An 18,565-nucleotide genomic window follows, 5' to 3' on the forward strand; every position below is an offset into this window, starting at 1 on the left:
CCGCAAATTATAACACTATATATGTTTAATAAAAATATAAAACTAGTTATTGCTGCTGCTATTATTGCATTTGCAGTTTATCAATTTACCGAAGGCCAAATAGGTAATGGTATCATGTATATATTACTATCATTGATATTCATTTTCTTATATTTTAAAAATGAAATGATTTTACTTGCTTTTTTAAGATTAAGAAAGCAAGATTTTCCTGGTGCAAAAAAGTGGTTAGATAAAATTAAAAATCCCAAAGGTTCTTTAGTCAAAAAACAGCAAGGTTACTTAAATTATCTATATGGTGTTATGGTTTCACAAACCAATATGAATGAAGCTGAAAAATATTTCAAGAAAGCCATTAATCTTGGTCTTTCTATGGACCATGATTTGGCTATGGCAAAACTAAATTTAGCTGGAATCGCTTTTAGCAAACGTAGAAAGCAGGAAGCACAAAAACTATTAGCTGAAGCTCAGAAACTAGATAAACGTGATATGCTTGTTGACCAGATAAAGATGATGAAGCAACAAATGAAAAAAGCTGCTATCCCAAAACAACAATACGGGCAACCTACTTCTTCAAGACAAAATAGACGCAGTAGACGATAAATAAAAAAGCTCAATTCTATGAATTGAGCTTTTTTATTTTATTTGTAGTATCCTTCTTTAGGAATTTCTACAGTATATAATTTTCTCGACTTATTATTTAAGTGTTTCTCTCGTAACCAAGGATTGTGAATTTTTAGAATCTTATAATTTATCCCAAAACGTTTAGCAAATTGGGCAAAATCTGTAACTGCTGTATCAACTTCAACTTTATAGGTAGGAATATGATTGTATAAATCATTTTTATTGAAGTTGAAGCCATACTTAGATGGATTATTCATAATCTCTTTTAAAGCTAAAATTCTAAAAACATATCTCTCAGTTTCATCTGGTAATAGCGCATCATAATAACTATCGACCTGCTGTGCTTTTAGACGTTTAGACACACCATAAATTCCTGCGTTATATGAAGCAGCAGCTAAAGTCCAACTTCCAAAACGCTCTTTTGCCTTTTTCAAATATTCAGCAGCAACTTTTGTTGATTTTTCTATGTGATAACGTTCATCAACATTTTTATTTATTTCTAAACCATATTCTTTACCTGTTTCACGCATAAAATGCCACATTCCTGCAGCACCAGCACTAGAGGTTTCATCAATAAATCCACTTTCTGCCAAAGCTAAAAATTTAAAATCTTCTGGTATACCATGTTTTTCAAGTAATGGTTCTAACACAGGGAAATATTTTTGAGCTCGTTTTAATAAAAGTAACCCATTAGATTGCCAATATGTATTTACCAAAAGTTCCCTATCCATACGTTCATAGATGTCTGGATTCTCAATAGGAACTGATTCACCTGCAAAATTTAAATCTTCTGGCATTTCTAGAGCATAAACATTATAATCATTAACCAATGGCGCTTTTTTCTCTATCATTACCTCATCTGTGGGTGCCTTCTGCATACCAAAAATGAAGAAACCAGAAACGGCAACTAAACCTATAGCTGAAAGTATATTTTTAATAATTTTCATAAGAATTTCTTTTGTTTTAAATGTATTAAATAAACAGCTGTTTATCAAGATTCTTGCAATATAAGTTTTGGTAAATTTTCGTTAAACCACTTATACTTATTTATAATCATAATATGTGTACCTCCTTTAATAATAATGCAATTATCTTCAGTGGAATGAGGAAACACAAAATCTTTATCACCATGGATATAGATAGCTTGACTATTAGGAGTCTCTTGATTCCAACAAACCACTTCCTTAATGGCCCAATCTAAATACACCTTATCGTTTACGGAAAGGTATTTTTTATAGAGCTCTACACGCTTTTTAATAGTTTCTCCAAAAGCATATTTAGCTAATAAATCTACATTACTAACAAGCTGTGTTGGCAATATTTTATACGCTTTTGTGTATTTAAGAAGTTTCAATCGCTTTGGAAGTTCATGATGAGATTTTACACTTGATACAACCAAAAGCTTTCGTAAAGACATATGCTTACTCATTTCTTGAACTAATATCCCTCCAAAAGAAACACCTAAAAGCACCGGATTATCATGTTTAATGTCCTTAATCATACGTTTTGCATAGGACTCAAGAGATTCGTTTTTAGTGGGTATCTTCCATTCCAACCAATGTATCTTAAATTGGTCCTCAGGTAATTTTATGTATTCAAAAATTGAAGGATTGGCAGCCATTCCTGGCATTAAATACACATGTATGATTTTATTGTTCATCTTAATATTAAAATCCTAAGGTCAATACTTAAATGTTACAAAAAAACAAATAGCTAAACATCTGTTATAGTGACATTTAACACAAAAACCCCTTAAAATTGCTAGATTTTTTGTACATTTGCACAAATCTATCGAAAATATAGAATCTACCCTAGCCAACCGCTAATTTAAAACACAAAAGATTATGACAGAGACCGCTGAGTTAATTGACAATGAATTTTTACGTCAATTTGAATTAAAGGTTGAAAATGAAATGGCAGTTATTGAATATTCTTTGCAAGAACGCAAGATATTCTTAACTAAACTTATTATCCCCGAAACTATTAGAACTAGAGAATTTGAGCTTGAATTTATTGATTTGGTGTTTAGTAACATTAAAGAACGTAACATCTGTGTGGTGCCAACAAGCCCAGAAATAGCAAAATTTGTTAGAGCTAACAGAAAATATAAGCGTATGTTACCTGTAGGTATAAGAATATAGATAACACATAACCTTTAATAAAAAAACCGAAGCTAATACTTCGGTTTTTTTGTTTTATATCAACTTTAGTTTTTTATGTAGTTTAAAACCAAATCTTTAGTTTCAACAGCTTCTGTAAAGTCCGTATTGTAAATAGTTATAGCATCCTTAAAAATACGTGTCAATTGTTTACCATTAAAATGGTATTCTTCTCCATTGGGCTCAATGATGACTTTTTTATCCAAAATTTTATAAGTCGTTGCAAAACCTACACTTCCTTTATTACATTCTACATCGAAGATATACTCATCTTCCTTCTTAGAAATCTTTACTATTGGATTATAAGTGTTAACGGCATTTATAGTTCCATTTGCATAAATGGTTAACACTTCTTTGTTTTTACAATTGGCTTCATCTAGTAAATTAGACGTTCTAATAGTGTCCTTATTTAGGTCCATTTCTATATCTATATACCAAGAAGATAATTTCCATTCTCCTAATAAAGGATTCTCGTCTCGACAAGAAAGATTAAGAAAAATAGCTAAGAGAACAAGAGTAGTTTTAAGAGTGCTTTTCATGGTGTTGAAAACCTACATGCTGTTTTTTTAATTAATCCTTGGCAAATCTAATTTTTAAAATCGAAACGGACCAGTCCGTCATCATCAATTTTTGTAAGCTTTACTTTATGAATGGTATTTACATATTCTGGATTCCACGGTGTCTTTATTTTTACATAGTTTTCAGTAAATCCATGAATATAGCCTTCTTTATTTTCACCTTCGAATAAAACAGTGCGCTCAGTACCTAACTGACTTTCATAAAAAGCACGACGCTTTTTTGCTGAAAGGCCGCGTAACATTTTACTGCGTTTAGCTCTAACATTTTTTGGCACAACACCTTCAAAATTAGCAGCTTCGGTATTATCACGTTCAGAATAAGTAAATACGTGTAAGTATGAAATATCTAATTCATTTAGGTAATTGTAAGTGTTTAAAAATAAGTCATCTGTTTCGCCAGGAAAACCAACAATGACATCAACCCCTATACATGCATGAGGCATGACCTCTTTTATTTTTGAAACTCTATCGGTATATAGTTCACTCATATAGCGACGCTTCATCTTCTTAAGCAATACATTACTCCCACTTTGTAATGGGATGTGAAAGTGTGGTACAAACGCTCTTGATTTTGAAACTAAATCAATGGTTTCATTTTTTAAGAGATTTGGTTCAATGGATGAAATTCTTAAACGCTCTATTCCTTCGACCTTATCTAATTCAGATACGAGGTCTAAAAACGTATGCTCATGTTTTTTGTTACCAAATTCCCCTTTACCATAATCACCGATATTAACTCCTGTTAATACAATTTCTTTAATCCCTTTTTGAGATATCTCTCTAGCATTATCAAGTACATTTTGCATGGTATCACTCCGCGAAATACCTCTGGCTAATGGAATTGTACAATACGTACATTTATAATCACATCCGTCTTGTACTTTTAAAAACGCACGTGTTCTATCGCCTATAGAATAGCTACCTACATAAAAATCAGCTTCTTCAATCTCACAAGAATGGACTTCCCCAAAGTCATTTTTGGACAAGTCATTGATATAATCTGTAATTTTGAATTTCTCTGTTGCGCCTAGCACCAAATCTACGCCATCAACCTCAGCTAATTCTTCTGGTTTTAACTGAGCATAGCAACCCACAGCTGCAACAAATGCGTCTGCATTTGCCTTTTGTACTTGCTTTACTATTGTTTTAAAACGCTTATCTGCATTTTCTGTAACAGAACATGTGTTTATAACATAGATATCTGCTTTTTCTTTAAACTCTACTCTATCAAACCCTTCATTATCAAAATTACGGGCAATCGTAGACGTTTCAGAAAAATTTAGCTTACAACCTAAAGTATAAAATGCAACTTTTTTTCTAGCGTTCATTCTTGTATTTTTACTCGGTAATCGAGTTTTAATATTTTAAAGCTTTTGTAAGTTTTGTAAAGTCTTTTTCTTTATTAATACTTTAGTTAGCTTCAAAAGTTTATTTCAAGGCCACAAATTTACAACTAATACACAAAATGCTAAAACAAATACTAGGCTTTAGTTCTCATAAAACCAATAAAATAATTTTTGCTTTACTATTAGTTTTAGCCTATTCCTGTTCAAAAAGTAAATCGTCTATTGAAGACCACTTAGTTTTTAGATATAACGAACACCGCAATATAAGCTCACTTGACCCAGCATTTTCAAAAGATTTAGCAGACATCTGGGGCACAAATCAACTTTTTAATGGTTTGGTGCAAATGGATGATGCGCTTAATGTAAAGCCGGCTATAGCAAAATCTTGGAAGATTACAGATAGTGCAAAAACCTATACATTTAATTTAAGGAAAGGTGTATACTTTCATAAACACACACGTTTTGGGAGTGATTCTACAAGAGTCGTTAGGGCTTCAGATTTTCAATATAGTTTTAATAGACTAAAAGATAAAAAAATAGCGTCTCCCGGAAGCTGGACCTTAAATAAGGTAGACAGCTTTTATGCTGAAAACGATTCGACTTTTATTATTAAACTCAAGCAACCATTTCCAGCATTTTTAGGATTATTGACTATGAAGTACTGCTCTGTTGTCCCTAAAGAGATTGTTGAATATTATGGTTCTGATTTCAGGTCTAATCCTATTGGCACAGGACCATTTACATTTAAGCGATGGGAAGAAAACATCAAATTAGTCTTAAGACGAAACCAAAACTATTTTGAAAGTTCACCTGATGGAACCCAATTACCTTACCTTGAAGCTGTAGCCATTACTTTTTTACCAGATAAACAAAGTGAGTTTTTACAATTTGCACAAGGGAATATTGATTTTGTATCTGGCTTAGATGCTTCATACAAAGATGAAATACTGACTTCGAAAGGCACTTTAAAGGCTAGTTACTCAAGTGACGTAAATATGATTCGTGGTCCATATTTAAATACTGAATATTTAGGTTTTTTTATGGAAAGTGATTTAAGTGAAGTACAATCTAAAAACATCAGACAAGTTGTAAACTTAGGCTTTGACCGTAAAAAAATGATTACTTATTTACGTAATGGCATTGGTATACCTGCAAATGGAGGATTTATACCAAAAGGTTTACCTGGTTATGACAGCACTATTGGTTATCATTACAATCCCAAAAAAGCAAGAGCATTACTCAATGCATTTAAAAAAGAAACAAACATTACTTCTCCTAAAGTAACATTAACAACCACTAGTAACTACCTGAATTTTTGTGAATATATCCAGAGAGAGCTTCAAAAAATAGGCCTAGATATTACAGTAGACGTTATTCCTGCCTCTAGTTTAAAAGATCTTAAAGCCAATGGTCAGCTAGATTTTTTTAGAGCTAGTTGGATTGCTGATTATCCTGATGCTGAAAATTATTTATCGCTTTATTACAGTGAAAATTTTGCGCCAAATGGTCCAAACTACACGCATTTTAAGAACACTATTTTTGATGAATTATATGAGCAAGCTTATTTAGAAACTAATACTGAAGCACGTACTAAGCTTTATACAAAAATGGATAGTTTAGTAATACAATCCGCACCTATTATTCCTCTGTTTTATGACGAAGTTGTTAGATTTACAAGAAAAAATGTGGAAGGCTTGGGTATCAATGCTACCAACTTACTTGACCTTAAAACTGTAAAAAAGACTATAATTCAATAGAGTGCTTAATCTCTTCTATATTTCTGTGTAATTTCAAATACATGCTCTAAAATAGATTTATCTAATTGCGTAAAGTTAATAGCTCTTCTTTTCATAACCACTTCAGCAACTTCAAAAGCTTTATTGGTTTTGTATGTTACAAAACCTTTGCTTCCGCCCCAAGAAAAGCTTGGCACAAAGTTACGTGGAAAACCACTTCCAAAAATATTAGAACTTACACCAACAACAGTACCTGTATTAAACATAGAGTTAATACCACATTTACTATGATCGCCCATCATTAATCCACAAAACTGTAACCCTGTTCTAGCAAAACCTTCGGTGTTGTAATCCCATAAACGCACCTCAGCATAGTTATTTTTTAGGTTAGAATTATTAGTATCTGCTCCTAAGTTACACCATTCGCCTAAAACAGAATTTCCTAAAAATCCATCATGTCCTTTATTTGAATAGCCAAAAATCACTGAATTATTGACTTCTCCTCCAACCTTACTGAAAGGCCCAATAGTAGTAGCCCCATAAATTTTTGCGCCTAATTTTAATACGCCATTACTACACAATGCAAATGGTCCCCGAACCAAACTGCCTTCCATTATTTCAGAATCTCTTCCTATGTAAATTGGTCCAGAACTAGCATTAAGAGTAGCGAAATTAATTTTTGCGCCTTTTTCAATAAAGATTTGCTCTGAGTTTATTGTATTTACTGTGGATGGAATGGGTTGCGATTTTCTATTTTTAGTGATTAATTCAAAATCGTCCGTAATAGCCTCTCCGTTTTTTGAAAAAATATCCCAAGTGTGTTCTATTTTTACAATATCGTTTTGAAATTCTATAGCTTCAAAATTTGAAAAATCATCATGTTCTGCACCTTCTTCAACACAAAATGCAATAACGTCTTCGTCTTTAAAAATCGCTTGATTGATTTTTAATTCTCTTACTAGAGCAACAATTTCATGATTTGGCAAATAGGAAGCATTTATCATTGTATTAATCTCCATTTCTACCATTGGAAACTTTTCAGATAAATAATCTTCCGTAACTGTAGTTGTCGTATAATCCAGATAAGACTCCCACTTTTCTCTAATAGTTAAGATACCAACTCTTATGTCAGCAACTGGTCTTGTATATGTAAAGGGCAACAGATTATTTCTGTTAGGACCATCAAAAAGAATATAATTCATTGATTATTGAATTTATGTAAAAATAAAAAAGCCTTTCTGTTAAGGAAAGGCTTTTTGTAAATATCTATAAACTAGGCTTATTTTTTAAACTTAGCGTATTTGTTTTTGAATTTATCAATACGTCCAGCAGTATCTACTAATTTAGATTTACCAGTGTAATAAGGATGTGAAGTTCTAGAAATTTCTAGTTTTACTAATGGGTACTCAACACCATCAACCTCAATCGTTTCTGCTGTATCTGCAGTAGATTTAGTTAAAAACACCTCATCGTTAGACATGTCTTTAAATGCTACTACTCTATAATTTTCTGGATGTATACCTTTTCTCATCACTAAATGCTTTATAATATTTTCGATTTTTTCGAGGTGCAAATTTAATTATTTTTTATAATTCTACAATGTTTTTCTCCTTTTTTATTTTTAAGATTTTTGTAACAATTATCTATCTTTGAGTACTAACTAACTGATTAACTAATAAACTCTATCAACTCATGGAAAAATCTTTAAAATCTTCAGCTATTAATTACGGTCTTTATCTTGGATTAACTTTAGCCGTAGTTAATATCATTGCTTATGTCGTAGACATAAAACTCTTTAACAGTATATGGGTACTAGTAGCTATACTTGTTTCTATAATAACATTTGGAATCATATCAATAAACTCATCTAAAAAAATGCTAGGTGGTTTTATCTCTTTTAAAAAAGCATTTACATCTTATTTTATAACTGTAGCACTAGGACTTTTTATAAGTACGGTAGTGTATTTCTTAATTTTTAATGTTGTCGATACCGAATCAGCTCAAGTTTTAGCCGAAATGCAAATTGAAAATCAAGTAAAAATGATGGAAAATTTCGGTGCACCACAAGCATCAATTGATGAAGCAGTAGCCAAACTAGAACAAAACAATCCTTTTTCAATTGGTAATCAATTTTTAGGTTATGCTATATTTTTAACTATAATGAGCTTAATTGGACTTGTAATAGCGGCAGTAACTAAAAAGAATGACCCTAACGAAGCTTAATTATTTTATTTACATTTGATGTCTAAACATTAGATAACAAACACATGAATATATCTATAGTCATTCCGCTTTTAAACGAAGCTGAGTCGCTAACAGAATTACACGATTGGATTGTATCAGTGATGCAATCCAATTCGTTTTCTTATGAAATTCTGTTTATTGATGATGGCAGCACAGATAATTCATGGGAAATTATATCTACACTTTCCAAAAAAGATAATAACGCAAAGGGTATTCGATTTTTACAAAATTTTGGAAAATCCCAAGCACTACATGCAGGTTTTGCAAAAGCAAAAGGTGATGTCGTTATTACCATGGATGCTGATTTGCAAGATAATCCTGAAGAAATTCCAGAATTATATCAAATGATAATCAACGATGATTTTGATTTGGTTTCTGGCTGGAAGAAAAAACGCTACGACTCAGTAATCGCTAAAAATTTACCTTCAAAATTATTTAATTGGGCAGCCCGTAGGACTTCTGGAGTAAAATTGCATGATTTTAATTGCGGTTTAAAAGCCTACAAAAATGCTGTTGTAAAAAATATTGATGTCAATGGTGAAATGCACAGATATATTCCTGTACTAGCCAAAAATGCTGGTTTTAAAGTTATTGGAGAAAAAGTTGTAAAACATCAGGCTAGAAAATATGGAACGACTAAGTTTGGGATGAATCGTTTTATAAACGGTTTTTTAGACTTATTAACCATTTGGTTTATTTCTAAATTTGGTAAGCGCCCAATGCATTTGTTTGGCGCACTTGGAGTTATCATGTTTTTAATTGGATTTACATTTGCATTTTACATGGGTATCGATAAACTTTTTATTAATCCAACTGGCAGATTAATTACTCAACGGCCAACATTTTATATTGCTTTAGCCACAATGATAATAGGCACACAATCCTTTATTGCTGGCTTCCTTGGAGAGCTAATTTTGCGTTCTAAACGAGATAGCAAACGCTATCTCATAAAAGAGAACTTAAATCTCGATTAAAATACATCTACATTCTGCTTACTCATTATTGTAATTATGTACTTTTGCACACAGAATACAATTGATTATGCTATATATAGAACCAGAATTATTAGAAAAAGTAAATGTTTGGTTAACACCAACTTTTGATAACGATACTCAAGAGAAAGTTAACCGTATGATTGCTGGTAACCCCAAAGAACTTAAAGAAAGTTTTTATAAAAACTTAGAGTTTGGAACTGGAGGAATGCGCGGTATTATGGGTGTTGGCAACAACCGAATCAATAAATATACTCTTGGAAAAAACACGCAAGGCCTAAGCAACTATTTAAAGCAAACGTTCTCAGGAGAACAGCTAAAAGTCTCTGTCGCCTATGACTGCAGACACAATAGTAAAGCATTTGGTCAAGTTGTTGCGGATGTCTTTTCTGCCAATGGTATTCAAGTGTATTTATTTGAAGATTTAAGACCAACCCCAGAACTATCATTTGCTTTAAAACACTTAGGATGTCATTGTGGTATTGTATTAACCGCCTCTCACAATCCTCCAGAATATAATGGTTATAAAGTATATTGGCAAGATGGCGGACAACTAGTACCGCCTCAAGATGCAGAGATTATAGCAGAAATAAATCGCTTGGATTATTCTGAAATTAAGTTTGATAGCAATTCTGATTTAATAGCATATATAGGCAAAGACGTTGATGATGTTTTTATCAATGCTTCAGTAAATAATGGAAGCTTCAATACAAGTCAAGATGCTAAAGACAATCTTAATATTGTATTTACATCATTGCATGGCACATCAATTACTTCAATTCCTGAAACCTTAAAACGTGCAGGTTATAACAATGTAAACATTGTTGAAGAACAGGCAGAACCTAATGGTGATTTCCCAACAGTAGCTTCTCCAAACCCTGAAGAACCTGCTGCACTAAAAATGGCTATGGAATTAGCAGAAAAAGTTAATGGTGATATTGTTATTGGTACAGACCCAGATAGTGATCGCGTTGGTATAGCTGTTAGAGATTTAGACGGGAAAATCTCATTACTTAATGGCAATCAAACTATGATAGTCATGACTGAATTTCTTTTAAAACAATGGCAAAATAAAGCAAAACTAAAAGGAAAAGAATTTATTGGTTCTACTATAGTTTCTACGCCAATGATGAGTGTTCTTGCTGATGCTTACAATACCGAAATTAAAATTGGATTAACTGGTTTTAAATGGATTGCCAAAATGATTAAAGACTTCCCAGAATTAGATTTTATTGGTGGCGGAGAAGAAAGTTTTGGTTTTATGGTTGGTGATTTTGTTAGAGATAAAGATGCAGTAACCTCCACATTATTAGCATGCGAAATTGCAGCCCAAGCTAAGGCTAATGGGAGTTCTTTTTATAAAGAGTTGATTCAGCTTTATACTAAGCATGGTTTTTACAAAGAACGTTTGGTATCACTTGTTAAAAAAGGAATTGAAGGTGCAGAGGAAATTAAACAAATAATGATTGATGCAAGAGAAAACCCTCTAAGAGTAGTCAATGGAGAAAAAGTAGTGTTAATTGAAGACTATAAGCTGTCTATAGCGAAGAACCTACAAACGCATGAAGACTACAACCTTGACGTTCCAAAATCTAACGTCTTAATTTACTATACGGAAAATGGAAGTAAAATAGCATTGAGACCTAGTGGTACAGAACCAAAAATAAAATTCTATATTAGTGTTAATACGACACTTGACAATATGTCTGACTTTAGCAAAACGGAGCAGTTATTGGAATCTAAAATTGATGCTATCTTAAAAGACATGAACATTTAGATGAATTATTTCAAACAAATTATTCGCTTTGCGTTACCTTATAAATCATATGCTGTTCTAAACGTCATATGCAATATTTTTTACGCACTCTTTTCTGGACTCTCTTTTATGGTGTTGATGCCTTTATTAGAGGTTTTATTTAATCCAGAAGCGGAAAAACCAACTGTAAAACCTAGCTACGAAGGCTTTACAGAATTTGGTAACTATTTTAGTAATAGCCTTAACTATTACATATCAGAAATGGCAGGTTCTGACGCTTCAAAAGCATTAATATTTGTAATAGCTCTTATAATCAGTGTTTTCTTTTTAAAGAATCTTTTTAATTATTTAGCGATGTATTTTATTACATTTTTGCGCAACGGTGTATTAAAAGATTTACGTAACGACCTTTATGACAAAACTTTAGAACTACCTGTTTCATTTTATTCTGAAAAACGTAAAGGAGATGTTTTGGCACGTTTTGGCACTGATGTGTTAGAGATTCAACATTCTTTCCTTTCAATTTTAGAATTAATATTTAGAGAGCCACTAACTATAATTTTTACCATATTGTTCATGCTCACAATCAGCGTGAAACTCACAATATTTGTTTTCATTTTTATTCCTATTTCAGGGTTTATAATTTCATTAATCGGAAAAAGCTTAAAACGAAAATCAGACAAGGTCCAAAAAGAACAAGGCACATTTCTATCCATATTAGAAGAAACACTTAGTGGTCTTAAGGTTATTAAGAGTTATAATTCTGAACGTAATTTTGCTGGAAAATTTCAAAACTCAACAAGTAGATTCTTTAAATTTTCAAATTCATTATTAAACCGAACTAACCTAGCAAAGCCAACAAGTGAGTTTTTAGGTATTGGTGTAATAGGTATTTTACTTTGGTTTGGTGGACGAATGGTATTGGTTGACGGCTCTCTAGATGGTAAGCAATTTATCGTATTTATGGGCTTAGCCTATAATATTTTAACACCTGCAAAAGCAATAAGCAAAGCGAGTTATAGTGTTAAAAAAGGTAATGCCGCTGCCGAACGTGTTTTAGAAATTTTAAATACCAATTCACCACTAGAAGACAAATCAAAAGCAAAAACGAAAGACGATTTTACGTCAGAAATTGGCATTAATAATATTTCATTTAAATACGAAGATGATTTAGTTTTAAAGAACTTTTCACTCAAAGTTCCAAAAGGAAAAAGTGTTGCTCTTGTGGGGCAATCTGGAAGTGGGAAAAGTACTATTGCCAATTTGGCAACACGCTTTTATGATGTAAACCAAGGCAATATTAGTATTGACGGTGAAGATATTCGAGACTTAAAAAAGTCTTCACTTCGCGGATTAATGGGACTAGTAACCCAAGATTCTATTCTATTTAACGATACTGTAAAAAACAATATCCTAATTGGTAAAGAAGAAGCGTCTGATGATGAAGTTATTGACGCACTTAAAATTGCCAATGCCTGGGAGTTTGTAAAAGATTTACCAAATGGTATTGAAACAAATATTGGTGACGCTGGCGGCAAACTATCTGGCGGACAAAAACAACGTTTAAGTATCGCCCGCGCAGTACTTAAAAACCCACCAATTATGATTTTGGATGAGGCCACTTCTGCTCTCGATACAGAAAGTGAACGTTTGGTACAGGTAGCATTGGAAAATATGATGAAAAACAGAACATCTATTGTTATTGCTCATCGTTTATCTACGATACAAAATGCAGACCAAATTGTAGTGATGTCTAAAGGCGAAATTGCCGAACAAGGGACTCATGAAGAGCTATTAGCAAAAGGTGGCGTCTACAAAAAGCTTGTCGAAATGCAGAGTTTCGAGTAATTCTACAAAAATTCAACATTTTTTAAACCTTTTCTAATTACCTTAGTCAAAGCAACAAATCAAAAGTTTTTGACGGACGAATTAGACCTAATAACGCGCTTAAAAGATACCGCTACCAAAGAGACTGCTTTTAGAGAGCTTTTAAGCCTCCATAAAGAACGGTTATATTGGCATATTCGTAAAATTGTTATTAGTCATGATGATGCAGATGATGTGCTACAGAATACGTTTATAAAAGTCTTTAGAAGTATCGATAAGTTTAAGGGTGAAAGCAAACTGTTTTCTTGGATGTATCGTATTGCTACAAATGAGTCGATTACACATATAAACAAGAATGCTAAGCGATTAAAAATTTCTAATGAAGAAGCACAAACTAATGCTATCAATAATCTAAAAGCCGATGTATATTTTGAAGGTGATGACATTCAGTTAAAACTTCAGAAAGCTATAGCAACTCTGCCCCATAAACAGCAAATGGTGTTTAACATGAAATACTTTGACGATATGAAATACAAAGAAATTTCAGAAATCTTAGAAACAAGTGAAGGTGCATTAAAAGCTTCGTATCATATAGCAGTTAAAAAAATAGAATTGTTTTTAACTTCAGATTAAACCTTTTAGTAATCTAGAAGTCATAGAAATAGAAAATGAAAAAAGATAAATTACATAACATTAATTCAACTGGGTTTAAGGCTCCAAAAGATTATTTTGAATCCTTTGATGAGAAGCTAATGCAGCGCTTAGAAGAAAATATTTCTATAAAAGGTATTACTGCTACTGGGTTTAATATCCCTAAAGATTATTTTGATACCGTCGAATCAAAAATTCTTGATAAAGTTAATGAAGAGAACAAAACGAAAGTCATTAGCCTATTTTCAAGAAAACACATGTATTATGTTTCTGGTATCGCGGCTTCTCTCCTATTCTTATTTGCCATTTTTATAAACAACTCAAATGCTGAGGAATTATCTGTAGAAATGGTAGAAAGCTACTTTGCAGATAGTGATTTGGACAGTTATGAATTGGCCGAGTTATTATCTGACGCAGATGTATTAGAAGATAACTTTACCTTAATAGAAACAGAATACAACGAAGAAAATCTAGAGGAATACCTATTAGAAAACGCAGATATAGAAGCTTTTTTAGAATAAAAAAACAATATTAAAAATGAAACAAATAATTACCATACTTTTAATTTTTACAGGGCTTTTAAGTCTTGCACAACCGCCGAAAGACGGAAAAATGAAGGAACGTATAAGAACTCAGAAAATAGCTTTTATTACTGAAAAATTAGCATTAACTGCGGATGAAGCTCAGAAATTTTGGCCAATCTACAATCAATTTGACGACACTTCGAATAAAATCAAGTCTGAATACTTTAGACCAATAATGCGTAAAATGCGTAGGAATCAAGACGTATCGGATAGTGAAGCCAATTCTTTTTTAGAACAAATAATTGAGGGCGAAAATAAAATGCACCTAGCAAAACAAAAACTTTTGAAAGATTTAAAATCTGCAATCCCTGCAAAAAAAATCATTCGATTAAAAGTAGTTGAAGATGAATTTAATAGACAATTGTTAAAACGTCTCGAAAAGTTTAAAAATAGGAGAAAGAAAGATTAAAAAAGAAGCCCAGTGAGGCTTCTTTTTTTATCTAAATATCAGTTTACTTATACGTCCACGACCTGCAGCATAGGCAATAGAATCGTTTAAAAAACGTATGATATAAAAACCTTCGTCACTAAGGTGTTCCCATGATTTCCCTCCATCATTACTATAATCAATACCTTTAAAACCAACGGTCACCAATTCTTGCGCATTGCTATTAGGTATGTACTGCACACAACTTCTATAACCCGGTGATTGTCCGTCAGCTAAAACTTGCCATGTTTTCCCACCGTCTTGTGTTCTTATCTTGTTAGATAGTGTGTCATTTGGCTTTGTATAATCTCCTCCAATAGCAAATCCGTTTTTAGCATCATAAAAATCCAGAGAATACATTCCGGTAGTTGGTTTGCCCTGTACAATTGGTGTATCATATACTTCCCAAGACTTACCTTTATCAGAAGAATACATAATACGACTAACCATACCACCAGTAGCAATCCAAGTCTCATCACCAACTATAGTGATATTAGTATCGCTTGCAGCAAACGCCGCTTCACCTTCAATTGCTTTTGGTAAATCATCACAAGATAGTTTAGTCCATGACTCACCACCATCACGTGTTATAATTATACTTATACAACCATCTGTTGGGTCACCCATAGCTATACCTTCTTGCTCATTCCAAAAGCTCATAGAGTCATAGAATACGTTTTCATGCAATTCTTCATAAACCAATTTTGGGTTAGTAGACTTCCTAGCAAGCTTATATAACCTTGCGGGATTACCAATAGTTACAGCAAACATAGTTCCGTTAACAATTTCTATAGCTCTAAAATTTAGCGGTTTATCATCATAAGTCATTACATTTTTAAAATGCTGTTTTCCGTTACTTACTTTAAAGTCATCCAAACTCAACTTTAATTCTTTATTTAAAGCACGTTTTCCAATGTGGTCTGAAGCCCCATAAAATAAATACTCTTCATTAAACTCTAATGCTCTAATGCTAACTGTAGAATCTTTGAGAATAGGTGTAATCGCAACCTTCGAAATTTTTTCTGGTCTTTTATAATCGTCTTTACAAGAAACAATTGCAACAAAACATAACAGTAGAATAAGGTTTTTCATCATATAGGATTTTCTGGACTAAAACTACATAAAATAGTTATTAATTAATGTTTCATCATAAACATTTGTGTACCTTTGCACGCTATTATTTAGTACTATGCGACTACACAGAAATTTATGCTTTGCCGTAATTGATGGATTACACCTTATTTTTAATGAAGGTGAATATGCCGATAAGGTTGTACAACAACTTCTAAAGCGTGATAAACGCTGGGGAAGTCGTGATAGAGGTTTTGTTGCAGAAACAGTTTATCAAATTGTAAGATATAAGAGATTATATGCCGAAATAGCAGATGTAAAAGAGCCTTTTCATCGTGATAGCTTATGGCGAATTTTTGCTGTATGGGCCACTTTAAGAGGCATCAAGCTTCCTGATTGGAAATATTTTACAGATACGCCAACAAGAAAGATTAAAGGGCGATTTGATGAGCTTTCAAAAACCAGAAAACTCAGAGAGTCTATTCCTGACTGGATGGAAAACTTAGGTCTTGAAGAGTTAGGTGAAAAATTATGGACTGCAGAAATTGCAATGCAAAATCAGCAAGCTGATGTAATTCTTAGAGTAAACACATTAAAGACCACTAAAAAAGACCTTCAACTCAAACTACAATCAGAAGACATAGAAACAGAGTTTCTATCAAATCATCCATCAGCATTAAAATTAGTGGAGCGTGCAAATGTTTTTAAAACTGAAGCCTTTAAAAATGGTTGGTTCGAGGTTCAAGATGCGTCTTCACAGTTAGTTGCTGACTTCTTGGATGTAAAACCGGGCATGAAAGTTGTAGATGTATGTGCAGGTGCAGGTGGTAAAACATTGCATTTGGCATCTTTGATGGAAAACAAAGGACAAATCATTGCGATGGATATTTACGAAAGTAAATTGAAGAAACTTAAAATTAGAGCACGTAGAAATGGTGTTCATAATATTGAGCTTAAAGCAATAGAGTCTACAAAACCTATTAAGAAATTACATGGTAAAGCCGATAGATTATTAATCGATGCACCGTGTTCTGGTTTAGGGGTTTTAAGACGTAATCCTGATGCAAAATGGAAATTACAACCTGAGTTTATAGATAATATCAAAAAAACTCAAGAGGAAGTTTTAGAGCAATACTCTAAAATGGTAAAAGATGGAGGAAAGATGGTGTACGCTACATGCTCTATTTTACCCTCTGAAAATGAAAAACAAGTTGAAAAATTCTTAACTTCGGAAAATGGAAAGAATTTTAAACTTATAAAAGATAAAAAAATATTAGCCCACAAATCTGGCTTTGATGGTTTTTATATGGCCTTGCTAGAAAAAAACAATTAATTATGAAACACATCTACCTGCTCTTTTTATTAACTATTTCTTTTGGTTTTTCCCAAATACCTTCTGATTATTACGATTCAGCCAATGGTCTAACTGGTTATGCCTTAAAAACACAACTAAAGAATATTATTAGTGCAGGTCATGTTGACCAAGGTTATGGAGCATTGTACACAGGTTATTTAACTACTGATAATGATGACTTTTTTGAAGACGACGATACCGTTCTAGACATGTATTCAGAAAGACCAAGTGCTAGTGACCCATATAACTATGACCATGACACAAATGGTGGTAGTCCAGGAGGTGATGCATGTGGTAATTTTAATGGTGAAGGTCAGTGCTATAATAGAGAACACCTTTTTCCTCAAGGTTTTTTTGACAGTGCTAATCCAATGCGAACTGATATTCATCATGTAGTACCTACTGATGGAAGAGTTAATGGCTTTAGAAGCAATTTTCCATTTGGAGAAGTAGGAACAAATTTAGTTTCACAGAACGGTATTACAAATCCAACTCAAAATGGATCTAAGTTAGGTAATTGTATTTCGCCGGGTTATACTGGGACCGTTTTTGAACCAATTGATGAGTTTAAAGGTGATATTGCTAGAATGTTATTATATTTTGCTGTAAGATATGAAGATAACTGGGATGATTCTGGTTGGGACTCTCATACAGTTCCTAATAATCCTTTAAATGGAACAAGCGACCAATTTTATGAAACTTGGTACATAAACTTATTGTACAAATGGCATACTGAAGACCCTGTTAGTCCTAGAGAAATTGCCAGAAATACTGCAGCATATAATTTTCAAGGCAATGCCAATCCATTTATTGACCATCCTGAGTATGTATTAGAAGCATGGTTTAGTGTTTTGTCAATAGATAACTTCCAACAAGCAGAAATTAAAATATATCCAAATCCGGTAAGTGGAAATGAAATTACAATTACTTCTACTCAGGATATTTTAGTCGAGGTTTACGATGTATTAGGTAAAAGAGTGAAACAACAAAACATCATAGCTAATCACAAAAAGCTAAATATTGCTGGACTTAAAAAAGGCATTTATCTTCTTAGGTTAAAAACTGATAGCGGTACTATAACTAAAAAATTAATTAGACAATAACGTAAAAGCGACCAAATGGTCGCTTTTTTATTTAATAACTTAGTGTATAACTATCCATTTTCATTAAAATAAATTATAATAAATACACTTAAAAAAAGTAAATTTACAGCTTCAAA

At 32.5% G+C, this 18,565-nt stretch carries 19 protein-coding genes; 12 read left to right on the plus strand and 7 right to left on the minus strand.

Annotated elements, in window-relative coordinates:
• Positions 1–21 precede the first annotated feature (21 nt).
• Complete coding sequence (locus IEV10_RS11305; protein ID WP_188374840.1) at positions 22–600, plus strand: tetratricopeptide repeat protein; 579 nt, start codon at positions 22–24, stop codon at positions 598–600.
• Positions 601–638: 38 nt separating this feature from the next.
• Here the strand turns inward: IEV10_RS11305 and IEV10_RS11310 are convergent, their stop codons facing one another.
• On the minus strand, positions 639–1,568 hold the full coding sequence (locus tag IEV10_RS11310) for a lytic transglycosylase domain-containing protein (RefSeq protein WP_188374841.1): 930 nt from the start codon (positions 1,566–1,568) through the stop codon (positions 639–641).
• Positions 1,569–1,612: 44 nt separating this feature from the next.
• Positions 1,613–2,281 (minus strand): alpha/beta hydrolase, encoded by a 669-nt coding sequence (locus IEV10_RS11315; protein WP_188374842.1) that lies wholly within the window; start codon positions 2,279–2,281, stop codon positions 1,613–1,615.
• Positions 2,282–2,465: 184 nt separating this feature from the next.
• Here IEV10_RS11315 and IEV10_RS11320 point away from each other — a divergent pair, with 184 nt between their 5' ends.
• A complete protein-coding gene (locus IEV10_RS11320; RefSeq protein ID WP_188374843.1) occupies positions 2,466–2,762 on the plus strand; it encodes an N-acetyltransferase in 297 nt (98 codons plus the stop codon).
• A gap of 65 nt (positions 2,763–2,827) precedes the next feature.
• On the opposite strand, the gene IEV10_RS11325 is transcribed toward IEV10_RS11320, so the two are convergent.
• Both IEV10_RS11325 and mtaB read right to left on the minus strand, forming a co-directional pair.
• On the minus strand, positions 2,828–3,319 hold the full coding sequence (locus tag IEV10_RS11325; protein ID WP_188374844.1) for a hypothetical protein: 492 nt from the start codon (positions 3,317–3,319) through the stop codon (positions 2,828–2,830).
• A 47-nt stretch (positions 3,320–3,366) separates the two neighbouring features.
• Positions 3,367–4,686 (minus strand): tRNA (N(6)-L-threonylcarbamoyladenosine(37)-C(2))-methylthiotransferase MtaB, encoded by a 1,320-nt coding sequence (gene mtaB / locus IEV10_RS11330; protein WP_188374845.1) that lies wholly within the window; start codon positions 4,684–4,686, stop codon positions 3,367–3,369.
• 137 nt (positions 4,687–4,823) lie between these two features.
• Between mtaB and IEV10_RS11335 the strand changes: the two genes are divergently transcribed.
• Positions 4,824–6,461, plus strand: coding sequence for an ABC transporter substrate-binding protein (locus IEV10_RS11335; RefSeq protein ID WP_188374846.1), 1,638 nt, complete (start codon positions 4,824–4,826; stop codon positions 6,459–6,461).
• 5 nt (positions 6,462–6,466) lie between these two features.
• Here the strand turns inward: IEV10_RS11335 and IEV10_RS11340 are convergent, their stop codons facing one another.
• Positions 6,467–7,642, minus strand: a complete 1,176-nt coding sequence (locus tag IEV10_RS11340; protein WP_188374847.1) for a GlmU family protein — start codon at positions 7,640–7,642, stop codon at positions 6,467–6,469.
• A 77-nt stretch (positions 7,643–7,719) separates the two neighbouring features.
• The gene (locus tag IEV10_RS11345; RefSeq protein WP_188374848.1) at positions 7,720–7,971 is read right to left on the minus strand and encodes a type B 50S ribosomal protein L31; all 252 of its coding nucleotides are present in this window, start codon (positions 7,969–7,971) and stop codon (positions 7,720–7,722) included.
• Between the two features lie 161 nt (positions 7,972–8,132).
• Between IEV10_RS11345 and IEV10_RS11350 the strand changes: the two genes are divergently transcribed.
• From IEV10_RS11350 to IEV10_RS11380, 7 genes are all read left to right on the plus strand, one after another.
• Entirely contained in the window at positions 8,133–8,663 is a 531-nt protein-coding gene (locus tag IEV10_RS11350; protein WP_188374849.1) for a DUF4199 domain-containing protein, read from the plus strand.
• A gap of 44 nt (positions 8,664–8,707) precedes the next feature.
• On the plus strand, positions 8,708–9,658 hold the full coding sequence (locus tag IEV10_RS11355; RefSeq protein ID WP_188374850.1) for a glycosyltransferase family 2 protein: 951 nt from the start codon (positions 8,708–8,710) through the stop codon (positions 9,656–9,658).
• Between the two features lie 67 nt (positions 9,659–9,725).
• Positions 9,726–11,453, plus strand: a complete 1,728-nt coding sequence (locus IEV10_RS11360; protein ID WP_188374851.1) for a phospho-sugar mutase — start codon at positions 9,726–9,728, stop codon at positions 11,451–11,453.
• Entirely contained in the window at positions 11,454–13,280 is a 1,827-nt protein-coding gene (locus IEV10_RS11365) for an ABC transporter ATP-binding protein (protein ID WP_188374852.1), read from the plus strand.
• Positions 13,281–13,349: 69 nt separating this feature from the next.
• Positions 13,350–13,892: an RNA polymerase sigma factor gene (locus IEV10_RS11370; protein WP_188374853.1), complete on the plus strand. Its 543-nt coding sequence runs from the start codon at positions 13,350–13,352 to the stop codon at positions 13,890–13,892.
• A gap of 35 nt (positions 13,893–13,927) precedes the next feature.
• Complete coding sequence (locus tag IEV10_RS11375; RefSeq protein ID WP_188374854.1) at positions 13,928–14,431, plus strand: hypothetical protein; 504 nt, start codon at positions 13,928–13,930, stop codon at positions 14,429–14,431.
• Positions 14,432–14,447: 16 nt separating this feature from the next.
• On the plus strand, positions 14,448–14,903 hold the full coding sequence (locus tag IEV10_RS11380; RefSeq protein WP_188374855.1) for a sensor of ECF-type sigma factor: 456 nt from the start codon (positions 14,448–14,450) through the stop codon (positions 14,901–14,903).
• A 27-nt stretch (positions 14,904–14,930) separates the two neighbouring features.
• On the opposite strand, the gene IEV10_RS11385 is transcribed toward IEV10_RS11380, so the two are convergent.
• Positions 14,931–16,013 carry a WD40/YVTN/BNR-like repeat-containing protein gene (locus tag IEV10_RS11385; RefSeq protein ID WP_188374856.1) on the minus strand — a complete coding sequence of 361 codons (1,083 nt, stop codon included), beginning with the start codon at positions 16,011–16,013 and terminating at the stop codon, positions 14,931–14,933.
• A 97-nt stretch (positions 16,014–16,110) separates the two neighbouring features.
• Here IEV10_RS11385 and IEV10_RS11390 point away from each other — a divergent pair, with 97 nt between their 5' ends.
• Both IEV10_RS11390 and IEV10_RS11395 read left to right on the plus strand, forming a co-directional pair.
• Positions 16,111–17,325 carry an RsmB/NOP family class I SAM-dependent RNA methyltransferase gene (locus tag IEV10_RS11390; RefSeq protein ID WP_188374857.1) on the plus strand — a complete coding sequence of 405 codons (1,215 nt, stop codon included), beginning with the start codon at positions 16,111–16,113 and terminating at the stop codon, positions 17,323–17,325.
• Positions 17,326–17,327: 2 nt separating this feature from the next.
• The gene (locus IEV10_RS11395; RefSeq protein WP_188374858.1) at positions 17,328–18,449 is read left to right on the plus strand and encodes an endonuclease; all 1,122 of its coding nucleotides are present in this window, start codon (positions 17,328–17,330) and stop codon (positions 18,447–18,449) included.
• Positions 18,450–18,565: the final 116 nt, after the last annotated feature.

Origin of the sequence: Winogradskyella haliclonae (assembly GCF_014635865.1) — a bacterium.
GTDB classification, from domain to species: domain Bacteria; phylum Bacteroidota; class Bacteroidia; order Flavobacteriales; family Flavobacteriaceae; genus Winogradskyella; species Winogradskyella haliclonae.

What these genes read in the sequence shown, in the direction of transcription:
- IEV10_RS11305 (WP_188374840.1), top strand. Translation starts at nt 22, where the DNA reads ATGTTTAATAAAAATATAAAACTAGTTATTGCTGCTGCTATTATTGCA.
- IEV10_RS11310 (WP_188374841.1), bottom strand. Translation starts at nt 1,568, where the DNA reads ATGAAAATTATTAAAAATATACTTTCAGCTATAGGTTTAGTTGCCGTT.
- IEV10_RS11315 (WP_188374842.1), bottom strand. Translation starts at nt 2,281, where the DNA reads ATGAACAATAAAATCATACATGTGTATTTAATGCCAGGAATGGCTGCC.
- IEV10_RS11320 (WP_188374843.1), top strand. Translation starts at nt 2,466, where the DNA reads ATGACAGAGACCGCTGAGTTAATTGACAATGAATTTTTACGTCAATTT.
- IEV10_RS11325 (WP_188374844.1), bottom strand. Translation starts at nt 3,319, where the DNA reads ATGAAAAGCACTCTTAAAACTACTCTTGTTCTCTTAGCTATTTTTCTT.
- mtaB (WP_188374845.1), bottom strand. Translation starts at nt 4,686, where the DNA reads ATGAACGCTAGAAAAAAAGTTGCATTTTATACTTTAGGTTGTAAGCTA.
- IEV10_RS11335 (WP_188374846.1), top strand. Translation starts at nt 4,824, where the DNA reads ATGCTAAAACAAATACTAGGCTTTAGTTCTCATAAAACCAATAAAATA.
- IEV10_RS11340 (WP_188374847.1), bottom strand. Translation starts at nt 7,642, where the DNA reads ATGAATTATATTCTTTTTGATGGTCCTAACAGAAATAATCTGTTGCCC.
- IEV10_RS11345 (WP_188374848.1), bottom strand. Translation starts at nt 7,971, where the DNA reads ATGAGAAAAGGTATACATCCAGAAAATTATAGAGTAGTAGCATTTAAA.
- IEV10_RS11350 (WP_188374849.1), top strand. Translation starts at nt 8,133, where the DNA reads ATGGAAAAATCTTTAAAATCTTCAGCTATTAATTACGGTCTTTATCTT.
- IEV10_RS11355 (WP_188374850.1), top strand. Translation starts at nt 8,708, where the DNA reads ATGAATATATCTATAGTCATTCCGCTTTTAAACGAAGCTGAGTCGCTA.
- IEV10_RS11360 (WP_188374851.1), top strand. Translation starts at nt 9,726, where the DNA reads ATGCTATATATAGAACCAGAATTATTAGAAAAAGTAAATGTTTGGTTA.
- IEV10_RS11365 (WP_188374852.1), top strand. Translation starts at nt 11,454, where the DNA reads ATGAATTATTTCAAACAAATTATTCGCTTTGCGTTACCTTATAAATCA.
- IEV10_RS11375 (WP_188374854.1), top strand. Translation starts at nt 13,928, where the DNA reads ATGAAAAAAGATAAATTACATAACATTAATTCAACTGGGTTTAAGGCT.
- IEV10_RS11380 (WP_188374855.1), top strand. Translation starts at nt 14,448, where the DNA reads ATGAAACAAATAATTACCATACTTTTAATTTTTACAGGGCTTTTAAGT.
- IEV10_RS11385 (WP_188374856.1), bottom strand. Translation starts at nt 16,013, where the DNA reads ATGAAAAACCTTATTCTACTGTTATGTTTTGTTGCAATTGTTTCTTGT.
- IEV10_RS11390 (WP_188374857.1), top strand. Translation starts at nt 16,111, where the DNA reads ATGCGACTACACAGAAATTTATGCTTTGCCGTAATTGATGGATTACAC.
- IEV10_RS11395 (WP_188374858.1), top strand. Translation starts at nt 17,328, where the DNA reads ATGAAACACATCTACCTGCTCTTTTTATTAACTATTTCTTTTGGTTTT.